This window comes from Serratia sp. CoH_122_TC_1 (genome assembly GCF_058191755.1).
Map to the genome: position 1 here is coordinate 39,874 of NZ_JBXWLA010000021.1, position 19,817 is coordinate 59,690.

Annotated in this window: 18 protein-coding genes and 1 pseudogene; 12 read left to right on the plus strand and 7 right to left on the minus strand. The window is 46.0% G+C overall.

Features of this window, described 5'->3' with window-relative positions; genetic code table 11:
- The first annotated feature begins 2 nt into the window (after window positions 1-2).
- The 4 genes from AC2FC2_RS22850 to AC2FC2_RS22865 all read left to right on the plus strand — a co-directional run bounded on the left by AC2FC2_RS22850 (window position 3) and on the right by AC2FC2_RS22865 (window position 5,306).
- Entirely contained in the window at window positions 3-2,498 is a 2,496-nt protein-coding gene (locus tag AC2FC2_RS22850; RefSeq protein ID WP_175320713.1) for a fimbria/pilus outer membrane usher protein, read from the plus strand.
- Entirely contained in the window at window positions 2,489-3,481 is a 993-nt protein-coding gene (locus AC2FC2_RS22855; protein ID WP_413510885.1) for a fimbrial protein, read from the plus strand. Before AC2FC2_RS22850 ends, AC2FC2_RS22855 begins: the two co-directional genes overlap by 10 nt.
- Before the next feature lie 58 nt (window positions 3,482-3,539).
- Window positions 3,540-4,157: a fimbrial protein gene (locus AC2FC2_RS22860; protein ID WP_413510884.1), complete on the plus strand. Its 618-nt coding sequence runs from the start codon at window positions 3,540-3,542 to the stop codon at window positions 4,155-4,157.
- Window positions 4,158-4,608: 451 nt separating this feature from the next.
- Window positions 4,609-5,306, plus strand: a protein-coding gene (locus tag AC2FC2_RS22865) for an IS1 family transposase (protein WP_209634078.1) whose coding sequence is annotated in 2 segments (ribosomal slippage) — window positions 4,609-4,858 and window positions 4,858-5,306 — 699 coding nt in all. Because the reading frame shifts where the segments join, the coding sequence is not laid out codon by codon here.
- Between the two features lie 7 nt (window positions 5,307-5,313).
- Here AC2FC2_RS22865 and AC2FC2_RS22870 read toward each other — a convergent pair.
- Window positions 5,314-5,823, minus strand: a complete 510-nt coding sequence (locus AC2FC2_RS22870) for a ComF family protein (protein WP_209634110.1) — start codon at window positions 5,821-5,823, stop codon at window positions 5,314-5,316.
- A gap of 252 nt (window positions 5,824-6,075) precedes the next feature.
- Here AC2FC2_RS22870 and parA point away from each other — a divergent pair, with 252 nt between their 5' ends.
- Both parA and AC2FC2_RS22880 read left to right on the plus strand, forming a co-directional pair.
- A complete protein-coding gene (parA, locus tag AC2FC2_RS22875; protein WP_008815938.1) occupies window positions 6,076-6,696 on the plus strand; it encodes a ParA family partition ATPase in 621 nt (206 codons plus the stop codon).
- Window positions 6,697-6,735: 39 nt separating this feature from the next.
- On the plus strand, window positions 6,736-6,963 hold the full coding sequence (locus AC2FC2_RS22880; RefSeq protein ID WP_008815937.1) for a plasmid partition protein ParG: 228 nt from the start codon (window positions 6,736-6,738) through the stop codon (window positions 6,961-6,963).
- Window positions 6,964-7,093: 130 nt separating this feature from the next.
- Here the strand turns inward: AC2FC2_RS22880 and AC2FC2_RS22885 are convergent, their stop codons facing one another.
- Window positions 7,094-7,378: a type II toxin-antitoxin system RelE/ParE family toxin gene (locus AC2FC2_RS22885; protein WP_008815936.1), complete on the minus strand. Its 285-nt coding sequence runs from the start codon at window positions 7,376-7,378 to the stop codon at window positions 7,094-7,096.
- The gene (locus tag AC2FC2_RS22890; RefSeq protein ID WP_008815935.1) at window positions 7,371-7,613 is read right to left on the minus strand and encodes a type II toxin-antitoxin system ParD family antitoxin; all 243 of its coding nucleotides are present in this window, start codon (window positions 7,611-7,613) and stop codon (window positions 7,371-7,373) included. Before AC2FC2_RS22890 ends, AC2FC2_RS22885 begins: the two co-directional genes overlap by 8 nt.
- Window positions 7,614-7,929: 316 nt before the next feature.
- On the opposite strand from AC2FC2_RS22890, the gene AC2FC2_RS22895 reads away from it, so the two are divergent.
- Window positions 7,930-8,418: a DinB family protein gene (locus AC2FC2_RS22895; RefSeq protein WP_187501639.1), complete on the plus strand. Its 489-nt coding sequence runs from the start codon at window positions 7,930-7,932 to the stop codon at window positions 8,416-8,418.
- 119 nt (window positions 8,419-8,537) lie between these two features.
- Here AC2FC2_RS22895 and AC2FC2_RS22900 read toward each other — a convergent pair whose 3' ends face one another.
- Both AC2FC2_RS22900 and AC2FC2_RS22905 read right to left on the minus strand, forming a co-directional pair.
- Window positions 8,538-8,990 carry an acyltransferase gene (locus AC2FC2_RS22900; protein ID WP_033761045.1) on the minus strand — a complete coding sequence of 151 codons (453 nt, stop codon included), beginning with the start codon at window positions 8,988-8,990 and terminating at the stop codon, window positions 8,538-8,540.
- A 255-nt stretch (window positions 8,991-9,245) separates the two neighbouring features.
- A complete protein-coding gene (locus AC2FC2_RS22905; protein ID WP_155483167.1) occupies window positions 9,246-9,482 on the minus strand; it encodes a hypothetical protein in 237 nt (78 codons plus the stop codon).
- Between the two features lie 352 nt (window positions 9,483-9,834).
- Here AC2FC2_RS22905 and AC2FC2_RS22910 point away from each other — a divergent pair, with 352 nt between their 5' ends.
- Genes AC2FC2_RS22910 through AC2FC2_RS22920 form a run of 3 tightly spaced genes read left to right on the plus strand, consistent with a single transcriptional unit; the run spans window position 9,835 to window position 12,596 of the window.
- Window positions 9,835-10,815 (plus strand): PD-(D/E)XK nuclease domain-containing protein, encoded by a 981-nt coding sequence (locus tag AC2FC2_RS22910; RefSeq protein ID WP_308317909.1) that lies wholly within the window; start codon window positions 9,835-9,837, stop codon window positions 10,813-10,815.
- Window positions 10,812-11,915: a hypothetical protein gene (locus AC2FC2_RS22915; protein WP_265694613.1), complete on the plus strand. Its 1,104-nt coding sequence runs from the start codon at window positions 10,812-10,814 to the stop codon at window positions 11,913-11,915. The genes AC2FC2_RS22910 and AC2FC2_RS22915 overlap by 4 nt, the downstream gene beginning before the upstream one ends.
- 12 nt (window positions 11,916-11,927) lie before the next feature.
- Window positions 11,928-12,596, plus strand: a complete 669-nt coding sequence (locus AC2FC2_RS22920; RefSeq protein ID WP_265694614.1) for a hypothetical protein — start codon at window positions 11,928-11,930, stop codon at window positions 12,594-12,596.
- Window positions 12,597-12,971: 375 nt separating this feature from the next.
- On the opposite strand, the gene AC2FC2_RS22925 is transcribed toward AC2FC2_RS22920, so the two are convergent.
- Window positions 12,972-13,550, minus strand: a complete 579-nt coding sequence (locus AC2FC2_RS22925) for a recombinase family protein (protein WP_013578376.1) — start codon at window positions 13,548-13,550, stop codon at window positions 12,972-12,974.
- 160 nt (window positions 13,551-13,710) lie between these two features.
- On the opposite strand from AC2FC2_RS22925, the gene AC2FC2_RS22930 reads away from it, so the two are divergent.
- On the plus strand, window positions 13,711-16,695 hold the full coding sequence (locus AC2FC2_RS22930) for a Tn3 family transposase (RefSeq protein ID WP_325779464.1): 2,985 nt from the start codon (window positions 13,711-13,713) through the stop codon (window positions 16,693-16,695).
- A gap of 14 nt (window positions 16,696-16,709) precedes the next feature.
- A pseudogene (locus tag AC2FC2_RS22935) lies at window positions 16,710-19,556 on the plus strand (Tn3 family transposase); the annotation flags it as partial.
- Here the strand turns inward: AC2FC2_RS22935 and AC2FC2_RS22940 are convergent.
- Window positions 19,530-19,817: a hypothetical protein gene (locus AC2FC2_RS22940; RefSeq protein WP_414072392.1), complete on the minus strand. Its 288-nt coding sequence runs from the start codon at window positions 19,815-19,817 to the stop codon at window positions 19,530-19,532. The pseudogene AC2FC2_RS22935 and the gene AC2FC2_RS22940 overlap by 27 nt on opposite strands.

The following is a 19,817-nucleotide window of genomic DNA, read 5'->3' on the forward strand; positions in this document are numbered from 1 at the left end:
ACATGAAACAGTGGGTGTCAATAAAAAAGTGTGGCCGCAAGCTCCCTGTTACGATAATAGTTTCTGTTTGCATTTATCCTGCCTATGCGGCGGATACACTAGATAATAAAGACCCGCTTTATCAATTTAACGATGGATTTATCGTTGGCAGTAAAGAAAAGATCGATCTGGCTCGCTTTAGCACTCAGGCGATCACCGAAGGCCGTTATTCTGTCGACGTTTATACCAATGACGAGTGGAAAGGGCGTTACGACCTTAACATCTCGCACGACAAAAAATCCCAGCTTGGGGTTTGTTATACCGCTAATATGTTGATGCAGTTTGGCATTGCCGTAGACAAGTTCAATGGCGAATTGAGCAAACAGCCTGATTTCTGCGGACGTTTGAATGAATGGCGTAAGGACGAGAGTGTTAAAGATACCTTTAACCAATCGACGCTGCGTCTGGACATTTCTGTGCCGCAGATTTACGAAAACCGCATGTACAAAGGTTATGTCGCCCCTCAATTCTGGGACGAGGGCGTGCCAGCATTGAACCTGGCCTATATGGCCAACCTGTACAACAACCACGCATCTTCCGCTCAGGGACAGGATGATTCCAGCGCCTATTTGGGCATTAATGCTGGCTTCTCCTATGATGGCTGGTTATTGAAACACATCGGCAATTTGAACTGGCAACATCGGCAGGGCAGCGTGCGTTGGAACTCCAACCAAACTTACCTGCAGCGTCCAATCCCGCAGATGAAATCCATTTTTACCAGCGGTCAGTTTTTTACCAATGGCGAGTTTTTCGATAGCGTGGGGCTGCGCGGTGCAAATCTGTCCACCGACGACAACATGTTCCCGGACGGTATGCGCTCTTATGCACCAGAAATTCGCGGTGTAGCACAGAGCAACGCCTTGGTTACCGTTAAACAAAGCGGCAATATCATTTATCAGACCTCGGTGCCGCCGGGGCCCTTTAATCTAGACGACGTTTATCCATCCGGGTATGGCAGCGATCTGGACGTGACGGTCAAAGAGGCCGATGGCTCTGAACAGATATTTATCGTCCCTTATTCTTCCGTTGCGCAACTGCTGCGTCCAGGGATGATGCGTTATGCGTTTTCGGTTGGTAAAGCGGATGCGGACGATCTGAGAAATAAACCCGCGGTGCTCCAGGGCACTTACCAATACGGCTTTAATAACCTGTTTACCGGTTATGCCGGGATAACTGGGTTTGACGATTATCAAGCGTTCCTGCTGGGTAGCGGGATCAACACCGGCATCGGCGCGTTATCCTTTGATATGACACAGTCCAGGCTTAAGTTCAGAGACGAAGACAAATCGGGACAGAGTTTTCGGGTGACCTTCAATCGCATGTTCGCCAGTACCCAGACCAGCATTGTGCTGGCTGCGTACCGCTACTCAACCAAGGATTATTATAATCTTAATGACGCGCTCTATACCATTGACCGCGAGAAGAGCGGTAGCGATCGAGAGGTATGGCGCGAGAAAAATGGCTTTAGCTATACCATCAATCAGGATTTGCCTGATGGTTGGGGCGGTTTCTATTTCTCCGGGCGCATTTCCGACTACTGGAACCGTGGTGGAACAGAGAAGCAATACCAGTTGAGCTATAACAACATGTGGGGCCGCTTGTCCTATAACTTAGGGGTACAGCGCGTGTATTCGTCCAATACTGGCAATAACGGCAGGGATGATCGGGTGTCGCTTAACTTTAGCTACCCGCTGTATTTTGGTGAAAACCGTCGGGCTAACCTCAACTCGAACACGGTCTTCAACAATTCGCGCTTCGGCAACTCACAGGTTGGCGTTAACGGTTCATTCGGTGATGAAAATAACCTGACTTATGGCGTTACTACTTCAGTAGCGCGTGGCGGTGACCATAACGTCGGCTTGAATAGCAGCTACCGTGCACCTTACTCAACGTTTTCCGCCAGCTATAGTCAGGGCGAAGGCTACCGTCAGAGCGGTTTGGGTTCCAGCGGCTCACTGATTGCCCATAGCGGCGGGCTGACCCTGTCGCCAGAAACCGGCACGACGATGGCGCTGATTGAAGCGAAAGATGCAAAAGGTGCCATGTTGCCAGGTTCGCCGGGTACGCGGGTAGACAGTAACGGTTATGCGGTACTGCCTTATCTGCGCCCTTATCGCATCAATTCAATTGAAATCGACCCAAAAGGCAGTTCTGACGACATCAGTTTTGAGAAAACGGTTTCACAGGTCGTGCCGTATGAAGGTAGCCTTGTGAAGGTGAAGTTTAACACCACCGTTGAGAAAAACCGAATTCTGCAGGCAAAACAGCGTAATGGCGAACCATTGCCGTTTGGTGCAGACATTGTTAACGAGAATGGCAAGTATATCGGTGTCGTCGGTCAGGGAAGTACCCTGTTTATTTCGGACGATACGGGTAAAAAGGCCGTAATTAAATGGAATGATGGGCAATGTGCCATTGACCTGCAGCCTTCATCAAATAAGGAAGGGATATGTCAGTAAAAAACATATCACGGTGGGCTATTCTTCTTAGTGTATTGACTGCCAGCCAGGCTTATGCTGCTTGCTCTCGTGTCACTTCGACGCCGACCATACAGTTGGATATGGTAGTTGGGCGGGTGGTTGTGAAACCGGATACGCCGGTCGGGTCGGTGGTGTATGAACAAAGCTGGACCATGAACCAGGGTGCAACCATCTATTACTGTACCGGCTGGAACGATTTTAGCGCCAAAATCGTCGCCAACGGCATACGGGATCTGGGCAACAAGGTGTATTCCACCAACGTGCCCGGCATTGGGCTGCGCTTTCGCCGCGGTGGTGCCATTCAGTTTACCTATCCGGAAGTGAAGTCCTTCAATGCGGAATGGGGGCGTAACTATTACTTGGCCGGTTCGACCTTTACGCTGGAAGTGATCAAAACTGCCGCCATAACCGGTAGCGGCAGCGTCGCCAGCGGCAAGTATACGTCTTACGACTGGGTGTATGGTTCCAACCCAATTTTGGAGACTTATCTCAGCGCCAATGCACTGACGATTGTGTCGCCGTCCTGTACGGTGAGCGGCGGCAATAACCTCAACGTTGATGTTGGGGCGATCAAAGTCAGCGATCTGAACGGCGTCGGTACCTATGCCGGTGGACGCAAGTTCCCTATCCAGCTGCAGTGCAGCGGCGGAGTCAGCGTTGCCGGCTACGCCAACGTCAATATGACCTTTGATGGCAACCTTGCGACCGGTACTTCCCTCTCGCAAGGGGTGCTGAAAAATGAGAAAAGCGGCACTATTGCAGCGCAAGGCGTTGGTGTACAGGTGCTGGACAGCAACATAAACCCGCTGCAGTTCAAAAAAACCTATAATGTCGGTCGTCTGGCAAACAACCAGACTCAGTACATCGATTTGTCGTATACGGCGCGTTTCTACCAGTATTTGGCGAAGATCACCTCCGGTGAAGTCGAAGCCCATATGGTGTTTAACCTGACTTATGATTAATGCGACTTCGCCTTAAGGGCCTGGAAAATAATTTCTTCCTACTAGAAGGAATAATACGATGAATAAAGCTTATTTATCATTACTGATTACAGGTGCGTCATTGTTCTCCATTGCACAAGCTGCGACGCCTGACGTCGACGGTGGACGCGTGGACTTCCTTGGCAAGGTAACAAATATCTCCTGCACCGTGTCGGTTAATGGTCAAGGCAGCGACGCTAATGTTTATCTTGCGCCGGTTTCTTTGCAGGAAGTGCACAATCGCGGTGCTGGCGCTTTTTTAAAGCCGAAGTCATTCACCATCCGCCTATCAGACTGTCAGTTGATTGACGCCAGTACGGTCAGCAGTAATGTGGGACTCAGCAAAATCAACGTCAGATGGACTGGAGGGAATTTGTTGCAGGGCAGCAATAATGAAGACTTGGGATATCTGGTCAACAGTTTGAGCCAGGGTGCCAGTAATATCGCTTTAGCGCTGTCGGTGAACGGTAACGATACCCTGGACAAGTCGAATAAAATTATTCCTGCCGATCCAAACCAAAATAACGTACAGCCGGTATTGGGCGCCAATGATTCCAGTACCTATACTTACTATATTGGCTATGTGACGCAGACCCCAGCTAAGACGACCACTGGCCTAATGCAGAGCTATGCTACCTATGAGATTATTTATGAATAGTCTACTGCTGTGAGGATGTGGTTTTACATGGACACAAGCTCGTGCTAGGAAAGGTAGACTTTAATCAAACATGAATGCTGATCAAAATTGTAGTTGGTTTTTTAAGAGTAAGATCTTAGTTAGACCTAGGATCTAGCTTTTACAGTGAATCTGAATAGTAAGTGAATAAATAATGAACTCCGATGAACCAGTTGTTTTGATGATAAACCTTAGAAAACATTACCCAACTGTTGATATAAGAAACATTATACCGAAACGTAGGGGTTTTCTCGTCCAGGTCGGGGACGATATGATGGCTATGCAATATTTTTTTAGGAAATATAGAACACAAAGGCGGTCGTGACGCAGATTTAGTGTTGTTGTATTCTTAGTCTGCGTCACGACCCAAAGGGGTCAAGTATTCAATATGTTGATTATGGTGTAAGATCTCTGCTTTTGATGCGGGGATATGATGGCTAAAGTTGATGTAAGGTGTCCGTTTTGTGAACAAACAGACCCTGTTAAGAAACACGGTCACGGCAAAAGTGGTCATCAGCGTTACCGTTGTCAGACCTGTAAACGCACCTTCCAGCTCGATTATGCCTATCGCGCCTGCCAACCTGGAATGAAAGAGCAAATCGTTGACTTGGCAATGAATAATGCCGGTATTCGTGACACCGCAAGGGCGTTACATATCAGTATCAATGCCGTTGTACGCACTTTAAAAAACTCTCACCCAGGAATGTAACAACGCTGCCACTGGATAACCTGAAAATTCAACTGATTTGCGAAGTGGATGAAATGTGGTCATTTGTTGGCAACAAGAAACGGCAGCGCTGGCTGTGGTACGTATGGGAGCCGCGGTTGAAGCGGATTATCGCCCATGTTTTTGGCTCCAGAAGCAAGAAAACGCTGTGTAAATTGCTGAAACTGCTGTCGGGGTTCAGTGTGGCTTTCTGGTGCACTGATGGTTACAGGGCTTACAACGAAAAACTACCAAAAGCAAAGCATATCGTTGGTAAGCTGTATACACAGCGTATTGAGCGTGAAAATCTGACGTTGCGTAACCGTTTGAAAAGACTCAATCGTAAGACGCTGGGATATTCAAAGTTAGCAGAAATGCATGACAGGATCATTGGCACTTTCATTGAACGTGAGCACTACGTTTGATGGAGCATCAACACATTGAATACATGACCCCCGGCAAAAGTAATTGACGTCTAATACATTTGCCTTCATTAGAGATAACAGGATTTATGGAAAAGCTGCCGCCAATGGCATCAACTTTTTCCTGCTTGGTATTCAGATTCTTGAGTGAAACACCCCCTGGAGCTTTCAACAGAAGATCGTCAAAGCAGGGGACACCGGCTAATTGTGCCAGCGCTTGAGCAACCTCTGTAACAGGCTGCCGTGCCCGGACGTTAGAAGCGGCCATAGGGAGAATGAACCCGACTTTTTGAAATAGTGGGTAGGCTTTAGCATAAAGGTATTTGGCCAGCGGCTGAACCTGAGTCCAGTCAGATTTATATTTAAGCTGATAAACAGCTTCGCCTACCTCGGTACGCGTAGTGTCATAAATGTTGTGACCCCACTCTTTTTGTCCTGTCACCACGCTGAACTTGCTGTGCTTGTCCAGTACGACACCATGATCCCAGTTACCCGTAATGTCTTTGATGTTCACTTCCATCGCCGCCCCCTCATTCGTTACAAAATATGAATAAAGATACACTCGTTAAGAATTAAAGCACGCTGAAACGTGGAGTGAATACGATGGAGGTTGGCAATAAGTCACTAGTAGCAGTTAGAACCAACATCCCCCGCAAGGTATAATCCTTAAAAACACACATATACTCATTTACACATTCAAAACACATTTACTCATTTGAGTTTATGTGTATAATTAAACTCAAGTGAGTAAACACACAAATGAGGTTTAGACATGAAAATCATCGCGTTCCTCAACCCCAAAGGGGGGTCTGGTAAAACGACTGCTGCAATCAACGTCAGTAGCTGCCTTGCCAGTTCGGGTAAGAAAATTGCAGTTGTAGATACAGACCCGCAGATGAGCCTGACTAACTGGAATAAAGCAGAGAAAGCAGCATTCGATGTTTACACCGCAGCATCAGAGAAAGACGTTTACCAGGTAAGAAAGGATCTTGCTGAATATGACTTTGTCATTATTGATGGTGCCGGTTCTCTATCAGTTATTACTTCAGCAGCCGTTATGGTCAGCGATCTGATTATCATCCCGGTAACACCCAGCCCTCTGGATTTTTCCGCTGCCGGTTCTGTAGTAACTGTACTGGAAGCCCAGGCTTATAATCGTCCGGTAGAAGCTAGATTCCTCATCACACGGAAAATTGAACAAGCCACCATGCTTAACGTCCTGAAAGATAGCATTGCTCAGACGGGTATTAAGCCGTTCAAAACAGCGATCACACAGCGCCAAAGTTACGTTAAATCCGTGATGGAGGGTGAGAGCGTTTTCGATACCAACGATGGAGCAGCGAAGGGCGAGATAGCCATTTTGACGCGAGAAATACTTGAATCATTTGAGTAAAAACTCATATACTCATTTTAGCATATTAAGAGGTTATGTATGGCACTAACTAAACAACATACATCAAAAACAATGAGTTTCGGTGAGCATCGTGATCTTGAAAAAGTCGTCAATAGCACACCCACAGGAAAGCAGAAGAGAGTCAACGTTAACTTTGATGAAGAAATACATATCCGCTTCAAAGCTGCGTGTGCAAAGCAAGGTACATCTATTACTGATGTAATAAAGGACTTGGTTGATAACTGGCTGAAAGAAAATGACAGTTAAAAACTCAAATGTGTAAATACACATTAACTCAAAAACACACTACTTTTTTCCGAGAACACTGATCTGGTGCATAAATTTTTTATGTGCCGGATCGGTGTTGGCCAAGCAAAGCGCGGCAGCGTGTTTAGATTTACAGTAAATGGCGTTTATGGTTCATCTGTTGGTGCAAAATACGTGCAATCAGAATATCCGTATCACGGACCGTATAAAAAATGGCATGTCGCTGAAATTCAATGCGCATCACACCAGGGACGGTATTGTAGTCCCGCCCCATATCAGGCATTCCGGCCAGCGTCTCGAAAAATGCCTCAAGTGCGTCTGTATAATGGTCTGCCTGAGCTTCACCAAATTTTAAGAGCGTATAGTCATAAATCCCGGCGAAGTCTTCTGCCGCCCGTTCGGTGAGTTTATACACGATGTCTCAGTTTTCTTTGTGCTGCAATATCCCGCAGTGATAGCGAGCTTTCACCGCTTTCCAGCCCAGCAATAACAGCCTGGCGAACAACTTCATCGTTTGTTTCCTGTTGCTCCAGCAATCGCAGCGCAGAGCGCATAACTTCACTCGCAGAGCCGTAACGGCCACTGTCTATTAATCGACTGATAAACGAATCGAGTTGTTCGCCAATCGTAACGCTTGTTGTTCTGGCCATAACGCCCCCTGTGTTAACTATCAACACAATGATAGGAATACTTGCTCCTGGTGTCAACGAATGCACCCAAACGGATTTTTACCCCCTTTCCTGCTAGACCAGTTTTTTTAGCTTACTTTTAGCGATGAAGTAGGTAAGGGGGCCGCTTGGAAAACGGAAAATATCCTACGTTAAGCCTGTTTTTTAAGCAGGAATGACAGGCAGCAATGAGCGAAGAGCGGACCTTGTTTATGCTTATACTTTTTGAATTAGAACCCCTGCTACATGACCTACATAATTGATATGCTATTGAAACTGGCAAATCAGGAAGAAATTCATGGACAAGAACACACTGGTTACACTCTTGAAATTCAAGCGCTGGATTGATGCTGAAGCGCTAAAAGCAGTTAAAGCTATCAGCGAATCTGCTTATGCAGAAAAGCGTCATCTGATGCTAAGATTGATGAACCATATTCATGTGGTAGACATGATTTTCAGAGCAAATATTTCGGGACGGCAGCATGGTTACACTGCCCTGAATACCCCTGAAACACCCTCTGTAGATGAGCTTGAGGTCAAAATGGAAGACTGTACAAACTGGTATATTCAGCACGTCAGCTCAATGGCTCCGGCCGATTTAGGAGAAACGATTAAGTTCAGTTTTGTCGATGGTGGAGAGGGAGAAATGACAGCCATAGACATGCTAAATCATATGCTTTTTCATGGAACCTACCACCGTGGGGCAATAGGCTGGTTAATTTCAGAGTGCGGAGGTGTTCCTCCGAAAGATGTGCTGACGGTTTTTCTAAGGGATCATAATCACTGACAGGTAAGTTCTTCAGCCCATCACCTATCCAGCGGCTTTGAGGGCCGCTTTGGCGAGAAGCCTACCTTAACGACCTGCGATGGCGATAAGTTTGGGCTAAAAATTTTCAGAGATAATGCTTAGAGCTCTCTCAAAAGTCTGGCTGGATTGCCAGCATACACCCCTTTAATTAACACAGGCTTTGTAACCACGCTACCTGCACCAATCACCGCACCACTGCAAATGTCCGTTGTTAAGATAGTTGCTCCGCTCCCCACGGTTACCGCGTTGCCTAATACGATATGTATCCAGCTTTCTGCAGAAGCATCAGGACCGCCATTCTTGAACAGGTCGTTAGCAAAGGTTACGCCATGGCCTATAAAACAGTCCTTACCCAAGGTAACGTTCTCACAGATAAAAGTGTGAGACTGTACTCGGGTTCTGTCGCCTATAACGCATCCCTTTTGTATCTCTACGAAAGGTCCTACAAAAACATCATCGCCCAGTTCACACTCATAGATGTTTACCGGCGTGATTACTTTCACATTTTCACCTTGTTTTACGTCACGAATGCCACTTTCAATAACCTTCATATGAGCTGTGTCCTTCCTCGAGATGATTCGGCTAAGAGCTTGAGCAGGTTTTGAACTTCACCAAGTGCCCAAGTTAACCTGCTTTCACTCATTCGCGCACTATGATGATCGCAATGTCCGCTCCTGGCACGAAGCGGACGAGTTAACGGAGCTGAAGGTCCGCTGTGAGCGAACAGCAGACATTACGCGCACAACGACTGATTGTTATCGTTATATTTGATATAACATCCCTGTACGTCCTGCGGCTATGTACGTTCAGCGCCAGCGTTCCATTCGGTACCGGACAGTGATTCCACTCTCAGACATGGTATGAATGTAACCGGGTTGGTTCAAAGTCTGATCGATTGCCTTAGTACGATGCGTTTTATATTTTTGTCTAGCCTCTTCTGGAAAGTTTTCACCAGTCACCATTTCATCCCAGCTTTCATAGGATTTCTCCCCCGGAACCATAATGACTTTCCAGCGTTGAAACCGACGTTCGATCTTCTCCATTTATTGCATCTCACCCAGTAAAGTTATCAATGATTCACCTTAACACACTATAAGCATAACCACTTTAGCTCCACGCACTTTTTGAAGTTTCCGGTTTTTCTATCATCAGCCGGTACTCATCTGGTGACCGGTTATTCAGGTATTCATGAGGCCGCTCGCTGTTGCATTCCGTGAGCCAGCGGGGATTTTGGGCTGAACACGAGCTAAGTTACAGTTGCTTACAAGAGAAAACTATGTATTAAATAAATGACGTTCCAAGCGTACTTACAACCAGGCGTCTATCATATTCAGCTTTGTCTTTGCTGAGGGCGGTAGCGTTCCTTCATATGCTCTCAATTAAACGGAATATCTAATGAGTGAAACAAAGCATATATCTGAAATGGCAGAAAAAGTAGCAGACAACTTGTTCGCAGTTTTTAAATGGGAAAGAAAGGTTGTTTCTGATCATAGTTGGGATTGTAACAGTCCAGAAGAGCATGGTGGAAAAAAGGATCATCCTTCAGATTGTGTTTTTTATTACAGAGATCCTTACGATGGCGAAGTTAAATATATAAACACTGATCTAAAAAGTTATGCGAAAACTACAATAAGTAAAGAGCAAATTAATAAGGCAATCCATTCACTTTCATATGCAACTAATTGTGCGGCATATAATGACAATTGGAGAAAGCTTTTCAAGCCGATAGGGAGTTTTTCAGTTATAGGAATGCTCTTTGTATATAATCATTGCGGTGGTTATAACGGGAATTTTTCAGAAATAGTCGCAGAGATTGGAAGTGATGATAATCATTTAGATAGTGACAAAATGATTTGTATTTTTTCTCCCTATCAAATTACTACTTTGAATAGCATTGCCAGTGATATTAGAGTAATGATAGGCAAGGATGAGCTACCTAAGTTGAATAAATTTAGTTACTATCATCCAAATGAAATGCTAATTAAAAATCATTTTGACCATGATTATACAGAGCCTGCTACCATTAATGTTTTATCTTCTCCTTGGATTATAATAAAACATGCGGAATGTGATAAAGAGAAAGCTGGTTATTTAATATATTATACAAAAGATGGTTCAGAAGAGGAAGAGTTTGATTATTTTATTGATGCATTAAGTTATTATCAAATAATAGATAATACTATTAACGTTAGGATTAAACTTACCAAAAAGAATGATCACGCTGCTAATAATTTAATAACTGCCATATGTAAATATTATAAGTTTTTAGGCCGCAGTGAAGAAGAGTCAAGAGCTTTAGCCAACAACATGGTTAAAGGTACAATTGATCAAGTTATTCCACAATTTTCGCCGATTGAGTTGGGGGTGTTGTCGTGAGTGAGGTAGAGAAAAAATATGGTCATAGCATATATTATATGAATGATCAAAACATAAGAGATGGTCTTTTAGCTCAAAAAATAAAACCTTTGCATTTAATTAAAATTTTAAAAGAGCGAAATATCATTGTTTCGCCTTTAGCGTCTAAAGAAGAATTGATTAACATACTAAAATACCTCAGATTCGACTATTATGAATATGTTTATTTATCCTCTTTACTTGCTAATCAGGATAAAAAGGAAAGTAAGTCGAGTATTGATATTGATAAAAAGGTTACAACAACGCAGATCGTACAAACCTTTGATGCAATAAAAGGCGCCTTAGAGGACCATCAAATAACTGCGAATGTTCAAAAGTTTGGGTATAAAAAAGTAGTAATCAATTATGAATATGTGGAATTTGATCATTCAAAACCACCTATGCGCCAAAAATCATTCCGCAAAGGCATTGTTGAATGTGACATAAATGATAAGGGAGCTATGTTAAATTACCCCGCTAATAAAGTTGGCTCTATTATAAAGGAGCATTTAATTAGTCAACTTTCTGCAAAGCTACAAACAGAGTTAAAACCAATTGAGTTTGATTTTGAATTCTCTAGCATAGAGACAAGAAACAAATTTTTCCTGGAAGTAATAAATAATGTCGAAAGTTATGATGTTTATGATGTAGTCACTGTTGCAGTTAAAAAAGTTGATGAGAAGAAGGAGCAGGAAAGTTCTTTGACAGATGAAAGTGAAAGTGTTGACGAAGCTTTCACTGGAGAGGTTAGGAATGCTATATTAAGAGGAAGGCAAATATTAACCTCTAAAATATATGGTAGTTTAAATGCCGATAACTATTACATTTATAAAATAACTTGGAAGATACGTAAGGTTATTCCAATGGTTGGTTCGGATAAATCTGATTGTTACACTGTTGAGATAGAGTTTAGTGATAAAGATAAGGCTAAAGGGTTAAAATATTGTGTTAAAACAGTGCAAAAATATTCGTCAAGAGATAAACTTAATGTCACTACAGAAAATCCGTTGAAGAGCGATCAAGAAAATATAGGTAAGTTAATATATCAAACAGCTCTTAAAGTATATTCTTCATTACCATAAAGAGACGCTGCGATGGAAAAAAGAATAGTATTTTATGATTTCGAGTCAAAACTAAATCACGAGCAAATCGTTAACCGATTTCTTGAACATCGTTTTACACATGATGCCAATTCTGGTTTTAGTCTAAATAAGAGAAATGATAATGGGATTTATTTTCGGCACATAAAAAAGAATATCAATATTGATAAGGTTGTGACGCCCTTCGGAGATGAGTATGAAAATACGACTATTGATTACGCTATCAATGAAGTTAAAATAAAAGACAATACGCTATATATTACTAACCCGACAAGATCACTAATACCATTCAGGACTGATTTATTGAAAGCTTTGGGTTTTCAATGTATTATTGCTAATAAAATTATCAACTTAAAGGGTGTTATATCGTTACTGTGTAAACAGGAATATGATGTTAATTTGACTGATGTTGAGCTTACAACCAACGAATTGTTCAAAGACTCGCGAGTGAAAATGGTTGTTTCTTCAAATTCTGATCTGATTAGCAAGATGAAAAACTATCTCGGAGATATTGATTCAAACTTAACTAAGATAGGTTTTAATATGAAAATCCTTAACGAGGAGTATTTTGTTGAAATTGGTTATAAAGGAAGCGTCAAAATTAAAGGAAGGTTAGTAGAGGATTTTGCGGAGAATTATGTTATTAGAAATTTTCTATCCTGATAGTTTTGACGAAATTCAATTTTTTGATGGCGTATTTATAATTGCGTAGTTCTTTGTTTTATTTGATGGACACTGCTGGACTTGAACCAGAGACCAAACGCCTATAAGTAAGCCATAAGTATTGTCGCATGGCATCATGGGTAAATCATGCCTAGTAATTACCCGTGAGTCAGTGCGCAATCTTGTATAAAGTCTCCCCCAAACATCCCTGAAAACTCAAAATAGCGAATAATATATTATAAGTTACCGCGTTTAATTTTTTGTATATTAATAGTGAATTGAAACTGGCTAGTCTGAATTGAGTTGTTCACTTCCGCTTTTGGCACATAGCAGACCATCCAGCTAAGAGGTTTTGAGCTGTATTTACACTCAGGATTATTGCTGCCCTGCTTTTACCCGGAGTATGGTTTGCCGGGTAGTATTAAATTCCCGCGCAATGGCGCTGATACTTATTCCGGCGTTAATCCGTGCAATCACCGTAAGTTGCTGTTCTTCCTTCAGTACTGAAGGGCGTCCAAACCGTTTTCCAGCTGCTTTTGCTCGCGCGATACCAGAGTGCGTACGCTCAAGCAGCAAATCTCTTTCAAATTCCGCCACAGCAGAGATGACCTGCATGGTCATTTTTCCTGCCGGGCTGGTCAGATCCACCCCGCCCAGGGCTAGACAGTGAACGCGAATATCTGACGCCGCCAGTTGCTCAACTGTTTTTCTTATGTCCATGGCATTACGCCCAAGACGGTCCAGCTTGGTGACAATCAGCACATCACCATTTTCCATGCGATCAAGCAGTCGGATAAATCCGGGGCGTTCGCTGGCAGCAACCGAACCACTGATTTGCTCCTCAATCAGTCGCTGGGGTCTGATGGCAAAACCTGCCGACTCAATTTCTCTGCGCTGGTTTTCAGTGTTCTGTTCCAGAGTCGAAACCCGGCAGTAAGCAAAAACACGTGACATAGTGATATTTTCTGTACGAAAAGGATGTACGAATTATAACGTATGTCCGATAGTGAATTCACTCACTTTCGTACAGTATGGCTGACTAGTGTACGAAACCGACCGGTTTCGGTCAGTGTAAAGCGATAACCAAAACGAACTATATGCAGAGGAAGCATTTATGCCACGGAGACAAATACTCAGCAGTGAAGAAAAAGAGCGCTTGCTGGTTGTGCCGGATGATGACGTTCTTCTGGCGCGCATGTGTTTTTTGAGTGAACATGACCTCGCTCTTATTAATAAACACCGCAGACCTGCAAATCGCCTGGGCTTTGCTGTTTTACTCTGTTATTTGCGAGGGTCGGGGTTTCCTCCCGACAAAAATATTTCCCCTCACGACGGGGTTGTTTCCCGGCTTGCGGCTCATTTGAAACTTCAGCCTGATTTGTGGGCCGAGTATGCATCAAGAGAGGTCACCCGCTGGGAGCATCTGGCTGAACTATACCGCTATCTGGAATTATCCCCTTTCAACCGGGCGCTGCAAAAAACCTGCATTCGCCACCTTTATCCCCACGCTATGCGGACAGACAAAGGTTTTTTGCTTGCGGAAGAAATGCTCTCCTGGCTTCACAATAAGAATGTCATTTTCCCCTCAGTTGATGTCATTGAGCGGACCCTGGCTGAAGCAGCAACGCTTGCAGACAGGGCGGTTTTTTCTGCGCTTACCGCGCAGCTTGAACCAGGGCACAAAGCGGCACTGGACCGTCTGCTGAGATCTGAGGGTGAGCAACCCTCACGGCTGGCCTGGCTGCTCCAGCCTCCGGGAAAAATTAATGGCAAAAATGTCCTGCAACATATCGACCGGTTAAATGCGATTGAGGCGCTGGCACTGCCTGACGGTATTGCGCTTTCCGTTCACCAGAACCGGCTCCTGAAACTGGCACGCGAAGGCAGGAAAATGAGTAGCCGGGACCTGGCAAAATTCACGGATGTTCGCCGTTATGCCTCGCTGGTTTGTGTTATATCGGAAGCCAGGGCCACCCTGACTGACGAAGTTATTGATCTGCACGAGCGTATTCTGGGCAGTCTGTTCAGCAGGGCAAAACGCACGCAAGCCGAACGGCTTCAGCAAACGGGAAAGCTGATTCAGAGTAAGCTGAAGCAATACGTTACCATCGGGCAGGCATTGCTTAACGCCAGAGAGTCTGGTGAAGATCCCTGGGCCGCAATAGAAGACGTCCTTCCCTGGCAGGAATTTATCAACAGCGTGGAAGAGACGCGCTTCCTGTCACGTAAGGACAACTTTGACCCGTTGCATCTGATCACAGAAAAATACAGTACGCTGCGTAAATACGCCCCCCGGATGCTGTCTGCGTTGCAGTTCAGGGCTGCACCCGCCGCATTGCAGCTCAGTGACGCGCTGGACACCGTCAGAGAGATGTATCGAAAACAACTCCGAAAAGTACCGCCTTCCGCGCCAACCGGGTTCATCCCGCAAAGCTGGAGAAAGGCTGTGATCACTCCCACCGGCATTGATCGAAAATATTACGAATTTTGCGTGCTGAATGAGCTGAAGGGAGCCTTACGTTCTGGTGACATCTGGGTAAAGGGATCACGCCGCTACCGGAATTTCGATGATTATCTGATCCCGTCTGACGATTTTGAAAAATCACTCCGTGATAATCAGCTATCCCTTGCCATTCCGACCGATTGCCATGAGTACATCAAGAACCGTATGACACTTCTGTCATCGCGCCTGGAGGAAGTGAATGCGATGGCGCTGGTCGGTGATTTACCTGATGTTGATATATCGGATAAAGGCGTGAAAATAACCCCGCTGGATAATAGTGTCCCTTCAGCAGCATCCCCTTTTGCCGATTTGGTTTATGGCATGCTGCCTCACCCTAAAATTACTGAAATTCTGGATGAAGTGGACGGCTGGACCGGTTTTACCCGCCATTTCACGCATCTTAAAAATAAACACGTCAGACCAAAAGACAGAAAGTTATTACTGACCACCATCCTGGCCGATGGCATCAATCTGGGGCTGACGAAAATGGCCGAATCCTGTCCGGGAGTGACAAAATCGTCACTGGAGGGCATTCAGGCCTGGTACATCAGGGATGAAACATATTCAGCCGCGCTGGCTGAGCTGGTTAATACTCAGAAACAGCGGCATCTGGCTGCATTTTGGGGCGATGGTACAACGTCTTCGTCTGACGGGCAGAACTTTCGGGTGGGGAGTCACGGGCGTTATGCGGGTCAGGTCAATCTGAAATACGGGCAGGAACCAGGCGTGCAGATTTACACGCATATCTCGGATCAATACAGCCCATTTTACACCAAAGTGATCAGTCGCGTGCGCGACTCCACCCACGTACTTGACGGTCTGCTATACCACGAAAGTGATCTGGAAATTACAGAGCATTACACTGATACCGCTGGTTTTACGGAGCATGTTTTCGCGCTGATGCATCTGCTCGGATTCGCTTTTGCCCCAAGGATCCGGGATCTTCACGACAAGCGGCTTTTTATTAAGGGAAAGGCTGAGCGTTATCCGGGACTTCAATCTGTGATATCCACAACACCACTGAATCTTAAAGACATTGAGACGCACTGGAATGAGGTACTTCGCCTCGCAAGCTCGATAAAACAGGGGACTGTTACCGCATCGCTCATGATGAAAAAACTGGCCAGTTATCCTAAACAAAATGGCCTTGCAAAGGCATTGAGGGAAATCGGACGCATCGAACGGGCACTGTTTATGCTGGACTGGTTTCGCGATCCATCACTGCGCCGACGCGTACAGGCTGGGCTGAATAAAGGTGAGGCCCGCAATGCGCTTGCACGAGCGGTCTTTATGCACCGGTTGGGTGAGATCAGAGATCGGGGGCTGGAGAATCAGAGCTACCGGGCCAGTGGTCTGACATTGCTGACTGCGGCGATCTCCCTGTGGAATACGGTATATATAGAAAGAGCCATAGATTCCCTGAGACGAAAAGGGATCCCAATTAATGAGCAACTGATTTCTCATTTGTCCCCTCTGGGATGGGAGCACATCAATCTGAGTGGGGATTACGTCTGGCGGACAAACCTTAAGCTGGGGCAGGGTAAATACCGTTCATTACGCTCAGTGGATAGTGGTCTGTACAAAAAACAGGCTTAGCGTAGGATATTTTCCGTTTTCCAAGCGGACCCCTTCTTTGCTATCTGAAAAATGTCGGCTTTGCACCGGATAAAAAAATCCCACCCTCTGATGCGCTGCTGAAGCATATCGCCAGCAGGCTAAAACTTACCGGGGATCTCTGGCCTGCTTACCTTTCCGGCAGGGAAACCACGCGACGCGAACATTTAACCGAACTGTACCGCTATCTTGGCGTAAAAGCGTTTACCGGAAAAATACAGCAGGACTGTATTACACACCTGCTGCCGATGGCGACGCGCACCGATAAAGGTATTCTCCTGGCCGAAGAACTGCTGGTCTGGCTCCGGAAGAACAACGTGATAATTCCCGCGATTGATGTCGTGGAGCGTACCTGTGCGGAGGCCATGGCTGGCGGCGATAAAATCGTATTTCAGACCCTGAATGCCCCGTTAACTCCGGCTCACAGGGATGCCCTGGATCGTTTACTTGAGTCCTCAGATAATCAGCCTTCCAGGCTGACATGGCTTCTGCAACCGCCGGGTAAAATAAATGGTAAGAACGTGCTGCAACACCTTGATCGGCTCAGTAGCATTGAATCGCTGGCATTACCTGAAGGTATAGATCGTACCATTCACCAGAACCGGTTGCTGAAACTGGCGCGGGAAGGCCGAAAGATGAGTAGCCGGGATTTGACCCGATTTTCAGCAGCCCGCCGTCATGCGATCCTGGTGTGCGTGCTGGAAGAAGCCAGAGCCACACTGACAGATGAAGTGATTGAGCTGCATGAACGCATGCTGAACAGCCTGTTCAGCAAAGCCAAAAGAACACAGGCTGAGCGCCTTCAACAGACCGGAAAGCTAATCCAGTCAAAACTGAGGCAGTACATAGATGTCGGCCAGGCACTGTCTGAAGCTCGTGATTCCGGTGGCGATCCATGGCTCGCAATAGAAAACATACTCCCATGGCCTGAATTTGTCGCCAGTCTGGAGGAAACACGCCATCTTGCCAGAAAAAATAATTTTGACCCGTTACATATTATTACCGAGAAATACAGCACATTACGGAAATATGCCCCGCGCATGTTGTCCGCTTTACAGTTAATCGCAACCCCGGCAGCGCAACCTCTGGCTGATGCGCTGGTTGTGATCAAGGATATGTACCGGAAGCAGTCGCGTAAAGTTCCGGCGACAGCGCCGCTTGAGTTTGTCCCTGAAAGCTGGCGCAAAGTGGTGATTACACCTGCGGGTATTGACCGGCAGTACTATGAATTTTGTGCGCTCAGCGAGCTTAAGGGTGCATTGCGCTCCGGGGACATCTGGGTTAAAGGCTCACGCCGCTACAAAAACTTTGATGATTACCTCATTCCCGAAAAGGACTTTGACAAACTCACACCGGCGCTGCCCCTGCCCGTATCTGCTGATTATCATGAGTACATTACCAGCCGTATGACCCTGCTTCAGTCCAGACTTGAAGAGGTCAATGCCATGGCTGCCCTTGGTGAGCTGCCCGATGTCGAAATATCTGACAGGGGAGTAAAAGTCTCTCCGCTGGATAACTGCGTCCCGGTACAGGTTTCACCGCTGGCAGAGCTGGTTTACAGCATGCTACCGCGCCCTAAAATCACGGAAATTCTCGATGAGGTAAACAGCTGGACGACGTTTACCCGACATTTTTCGCATATAAAAAATGACATTACCCGTCCCGATGCCCGCCAGCTCCTCACCACCATCCTTGCGGATGGCATCAATCTTGGCCTGACCAAAATGGCGGAAGCCTGCCCCGGAAGCACCAAATCATCACTGGAAGATATCCAGGCATGGTACATCCGCGACGAAACCTATTCAGCCGCCCTCGCAGAGCTGGTAAACGCGCAGGGGAAAAGACCACTGGCGGCATTCTGGGGAGACGGGACAACGTCATCATCAGATGGACAGAATTTCAGAACAGGCAGCTCAGGCCGCTACGCAGGGCAGGTTAACCCGAAATATGGGCAAGAGCCTGGACGTCAGTTTTATACCCATATTTCGGATCAATACAGCCCGTTTTACACCTGCATAATCAGCCGGGTCAGGGATTCAACCCATGTGCTCGATGGCTTGCTGTACCACGAAAGCGACCTGGAAATCAGGGAGCATTACACCGATACCGCTGGTTTCACCGATCATGTCTTTGCCCTGATGCATCTGCTGGGATTTGCGTTCTGTCCGCGGATCAGGGATCTCCACGACAAAAAGCTGTTTATCAAAGGGAAAGCAGACCAATACCCGGCGCTTCAGTCACTGATATCAACGACCCGCCTGAATCTGAAAGAGATCGAAATTCACTGGCGTGAAGTACTTCGTCTGGCCACTTCAATAAAGCAGGGAACCGTGACGGCATCCCTGATGTTGAAAAAGCTTGCCAGCTACCCCAAACAAAACGGACTTGCCAAAGCACTGAGGGAAATTGGTCGTATTGAACGAACTCTGTTTATGCTCGACTGGTTCCGCGATCCGGCACTTCGTCGGCGGGTACAGGCGGGACTGAATAAAGGAGAAGCCCGTAACGCGCTGGCGCGTGCGGTATTCCTACACCGGCTGGGTGAAATCAGGGACAGAAAACCGGAAAATCAGAGCTATCGCGCCAGTGGACTGACGCTGCTGACGGCTGCCATATCCCTGTGGAATACCGTCTATATGGAAAGAGCGGTCGATGCCCTGAAGCGCAAAGGGGTGAAGATCAACGAGCAACTGCTGTCGCATTTGTCCCCGTTAGGCTGGGAACACATCAATCTGACAGGCGATTATATATGGAAAAGCAACCGGATACCGGCTTCCGGTAAGTTTCGTCGGCTGAGACCAGCTAAAGTCGAAAGGTCAAAAAATAGCCTTAACGTACAATAATTTTCGATATCCAAACTGACCCCTATAAGGCCAGTGATAGTCGGCTTTTCTTTCCTCCATCTGGATCAGGCCGCCCATCACCAACTGGTTTAAAAAGCGTAATAAACCGGCTTTAGTGACAATACGCTGCGGCAGACGCATGGCGATCTCAGCTTTCTGTGCCAGGTAGCAGGGATCTTCATCACCAGGGAACCTGCCGCGTTCCATGGTGCAATTAATTGAGGTGACTGCCGGACAGAGGTTACCAGGATTGCTCATCAT

What these genes read in the sequence shown, in the direction of transcription:
- AC2FC2_RS22850 (WP_175320713.1), top strand. Translation starts at nt 3, where the DNA reads ATGAAACAGTGGGTGTCAATAAAAAAGTGTGGCCGCAAGCTCCCTGTT.
- AC2FC2_RS22855 (WP_413510885.1), top strand. Translation starts at nt 2,489, where the DNA reads ATGTCAGTAAAAAACATATCACGGTGGGCTATTCTTCTTAGTGTATTG.
- AC2FC2_RS22860 (WP_413510884.1), top strand. Translation starts at nt 3,540, where the DNA reads ATGAATAAAGCTTATTTATCATTACTGATTACAGGTGCGTCATTGTTC.
- AC2FC2_RS22870 (WP_209634110.1), bottom strand. Translation starts at nt 5,823, where the DNA reads ATGGAAGTGAACATCAAAGACATTACGGGTAACTGGGATCATGGTGTC.
- parA (WP_008815938.1), top strand. Translation starts at nt 6,076, where the DNA reads ATGAAAATCATCGCGTTCCTCAACCCCAAAGGGGGGTCTGGTAAAACG.
- AC2FC2_RS22880 (WP_008815937.1), top strand. Translation starts at nt 6,736, where the DNA reads ATGGCACTAACTAAACAACATACATCAAAAACAATGAGTTTCGGTGAG.
- AC2FC2_RS22890 (WP_008815935.1), bottom strand. Translation starts at nt 7,613, where the DNA reads ATGGCCAGAACAACAAGCGTTACGATTGGCGAACAACTCGATTCGTTT.
- AC2FC2_RS22895 (WP_187501639.1), top strand. Translation starts at nt 7,930, where the DNA reads ATGGACAAGAACACACTGGTTACACTCTTGAAATTCAAGCGCTGGATT.
- AC2FC2_RS22900 (WP_033761045.1), bottom strand. Translation starts at nt 8,990, where the DNA reads ATGAAGGTTATTGAAAGTGGCATTCGTGACGTAAAACAAGGTGAAAAT.
- AC2FC2_RS22905 (WP_155483167.1), bottom strand. Translation starts at nt 9,482, where the DNA reads ATGGAGAAGATCGAACGTCGGTTTCAACGCTGGAAAGTCATTATGGTT.
- AC2FC2_RS22910 (WP_308317909.1), top strand. Translation starts at nt 9,835, where the DNA reads ATGAGTGAAACAAAGCATATATCTGAAATGGCAGAAAAAGTAGCAGAC.
- AC2FC2_RS22920 (WP_265694614.1), top strand. Translation starts at nt 11,928, where the DNA reads ATGGAAAAAAGAATAGTATTTTATGATTTCGAGTCAAAACTAAATCAC.
- AC2FC2_RS22925 (WP_013578376.1), bottom strand. Translation starts at nt 13,550, where the DNA reads ATGTCACGTGTTTTTGCTTACTGCCGGGTTTCGACTCTGGAACAGAAC.
- AC2FC2_RS22930 (WP_325779464.1), top strand. Translation starts at nt 13,711, where the DNA reads ATGCCACGGAGACAAATACTCAGCAGTGAAGAAAAAGAGCGCTTGCTG.
- AC2FC2_RS22940 (WP_414072392.1), bottom strand. Translation starts at nt 19,817, where the DNA reads ATGATGAGCAATCCTGGTAACCTCTGTCCGGCAGTCACCTCAATTAAT.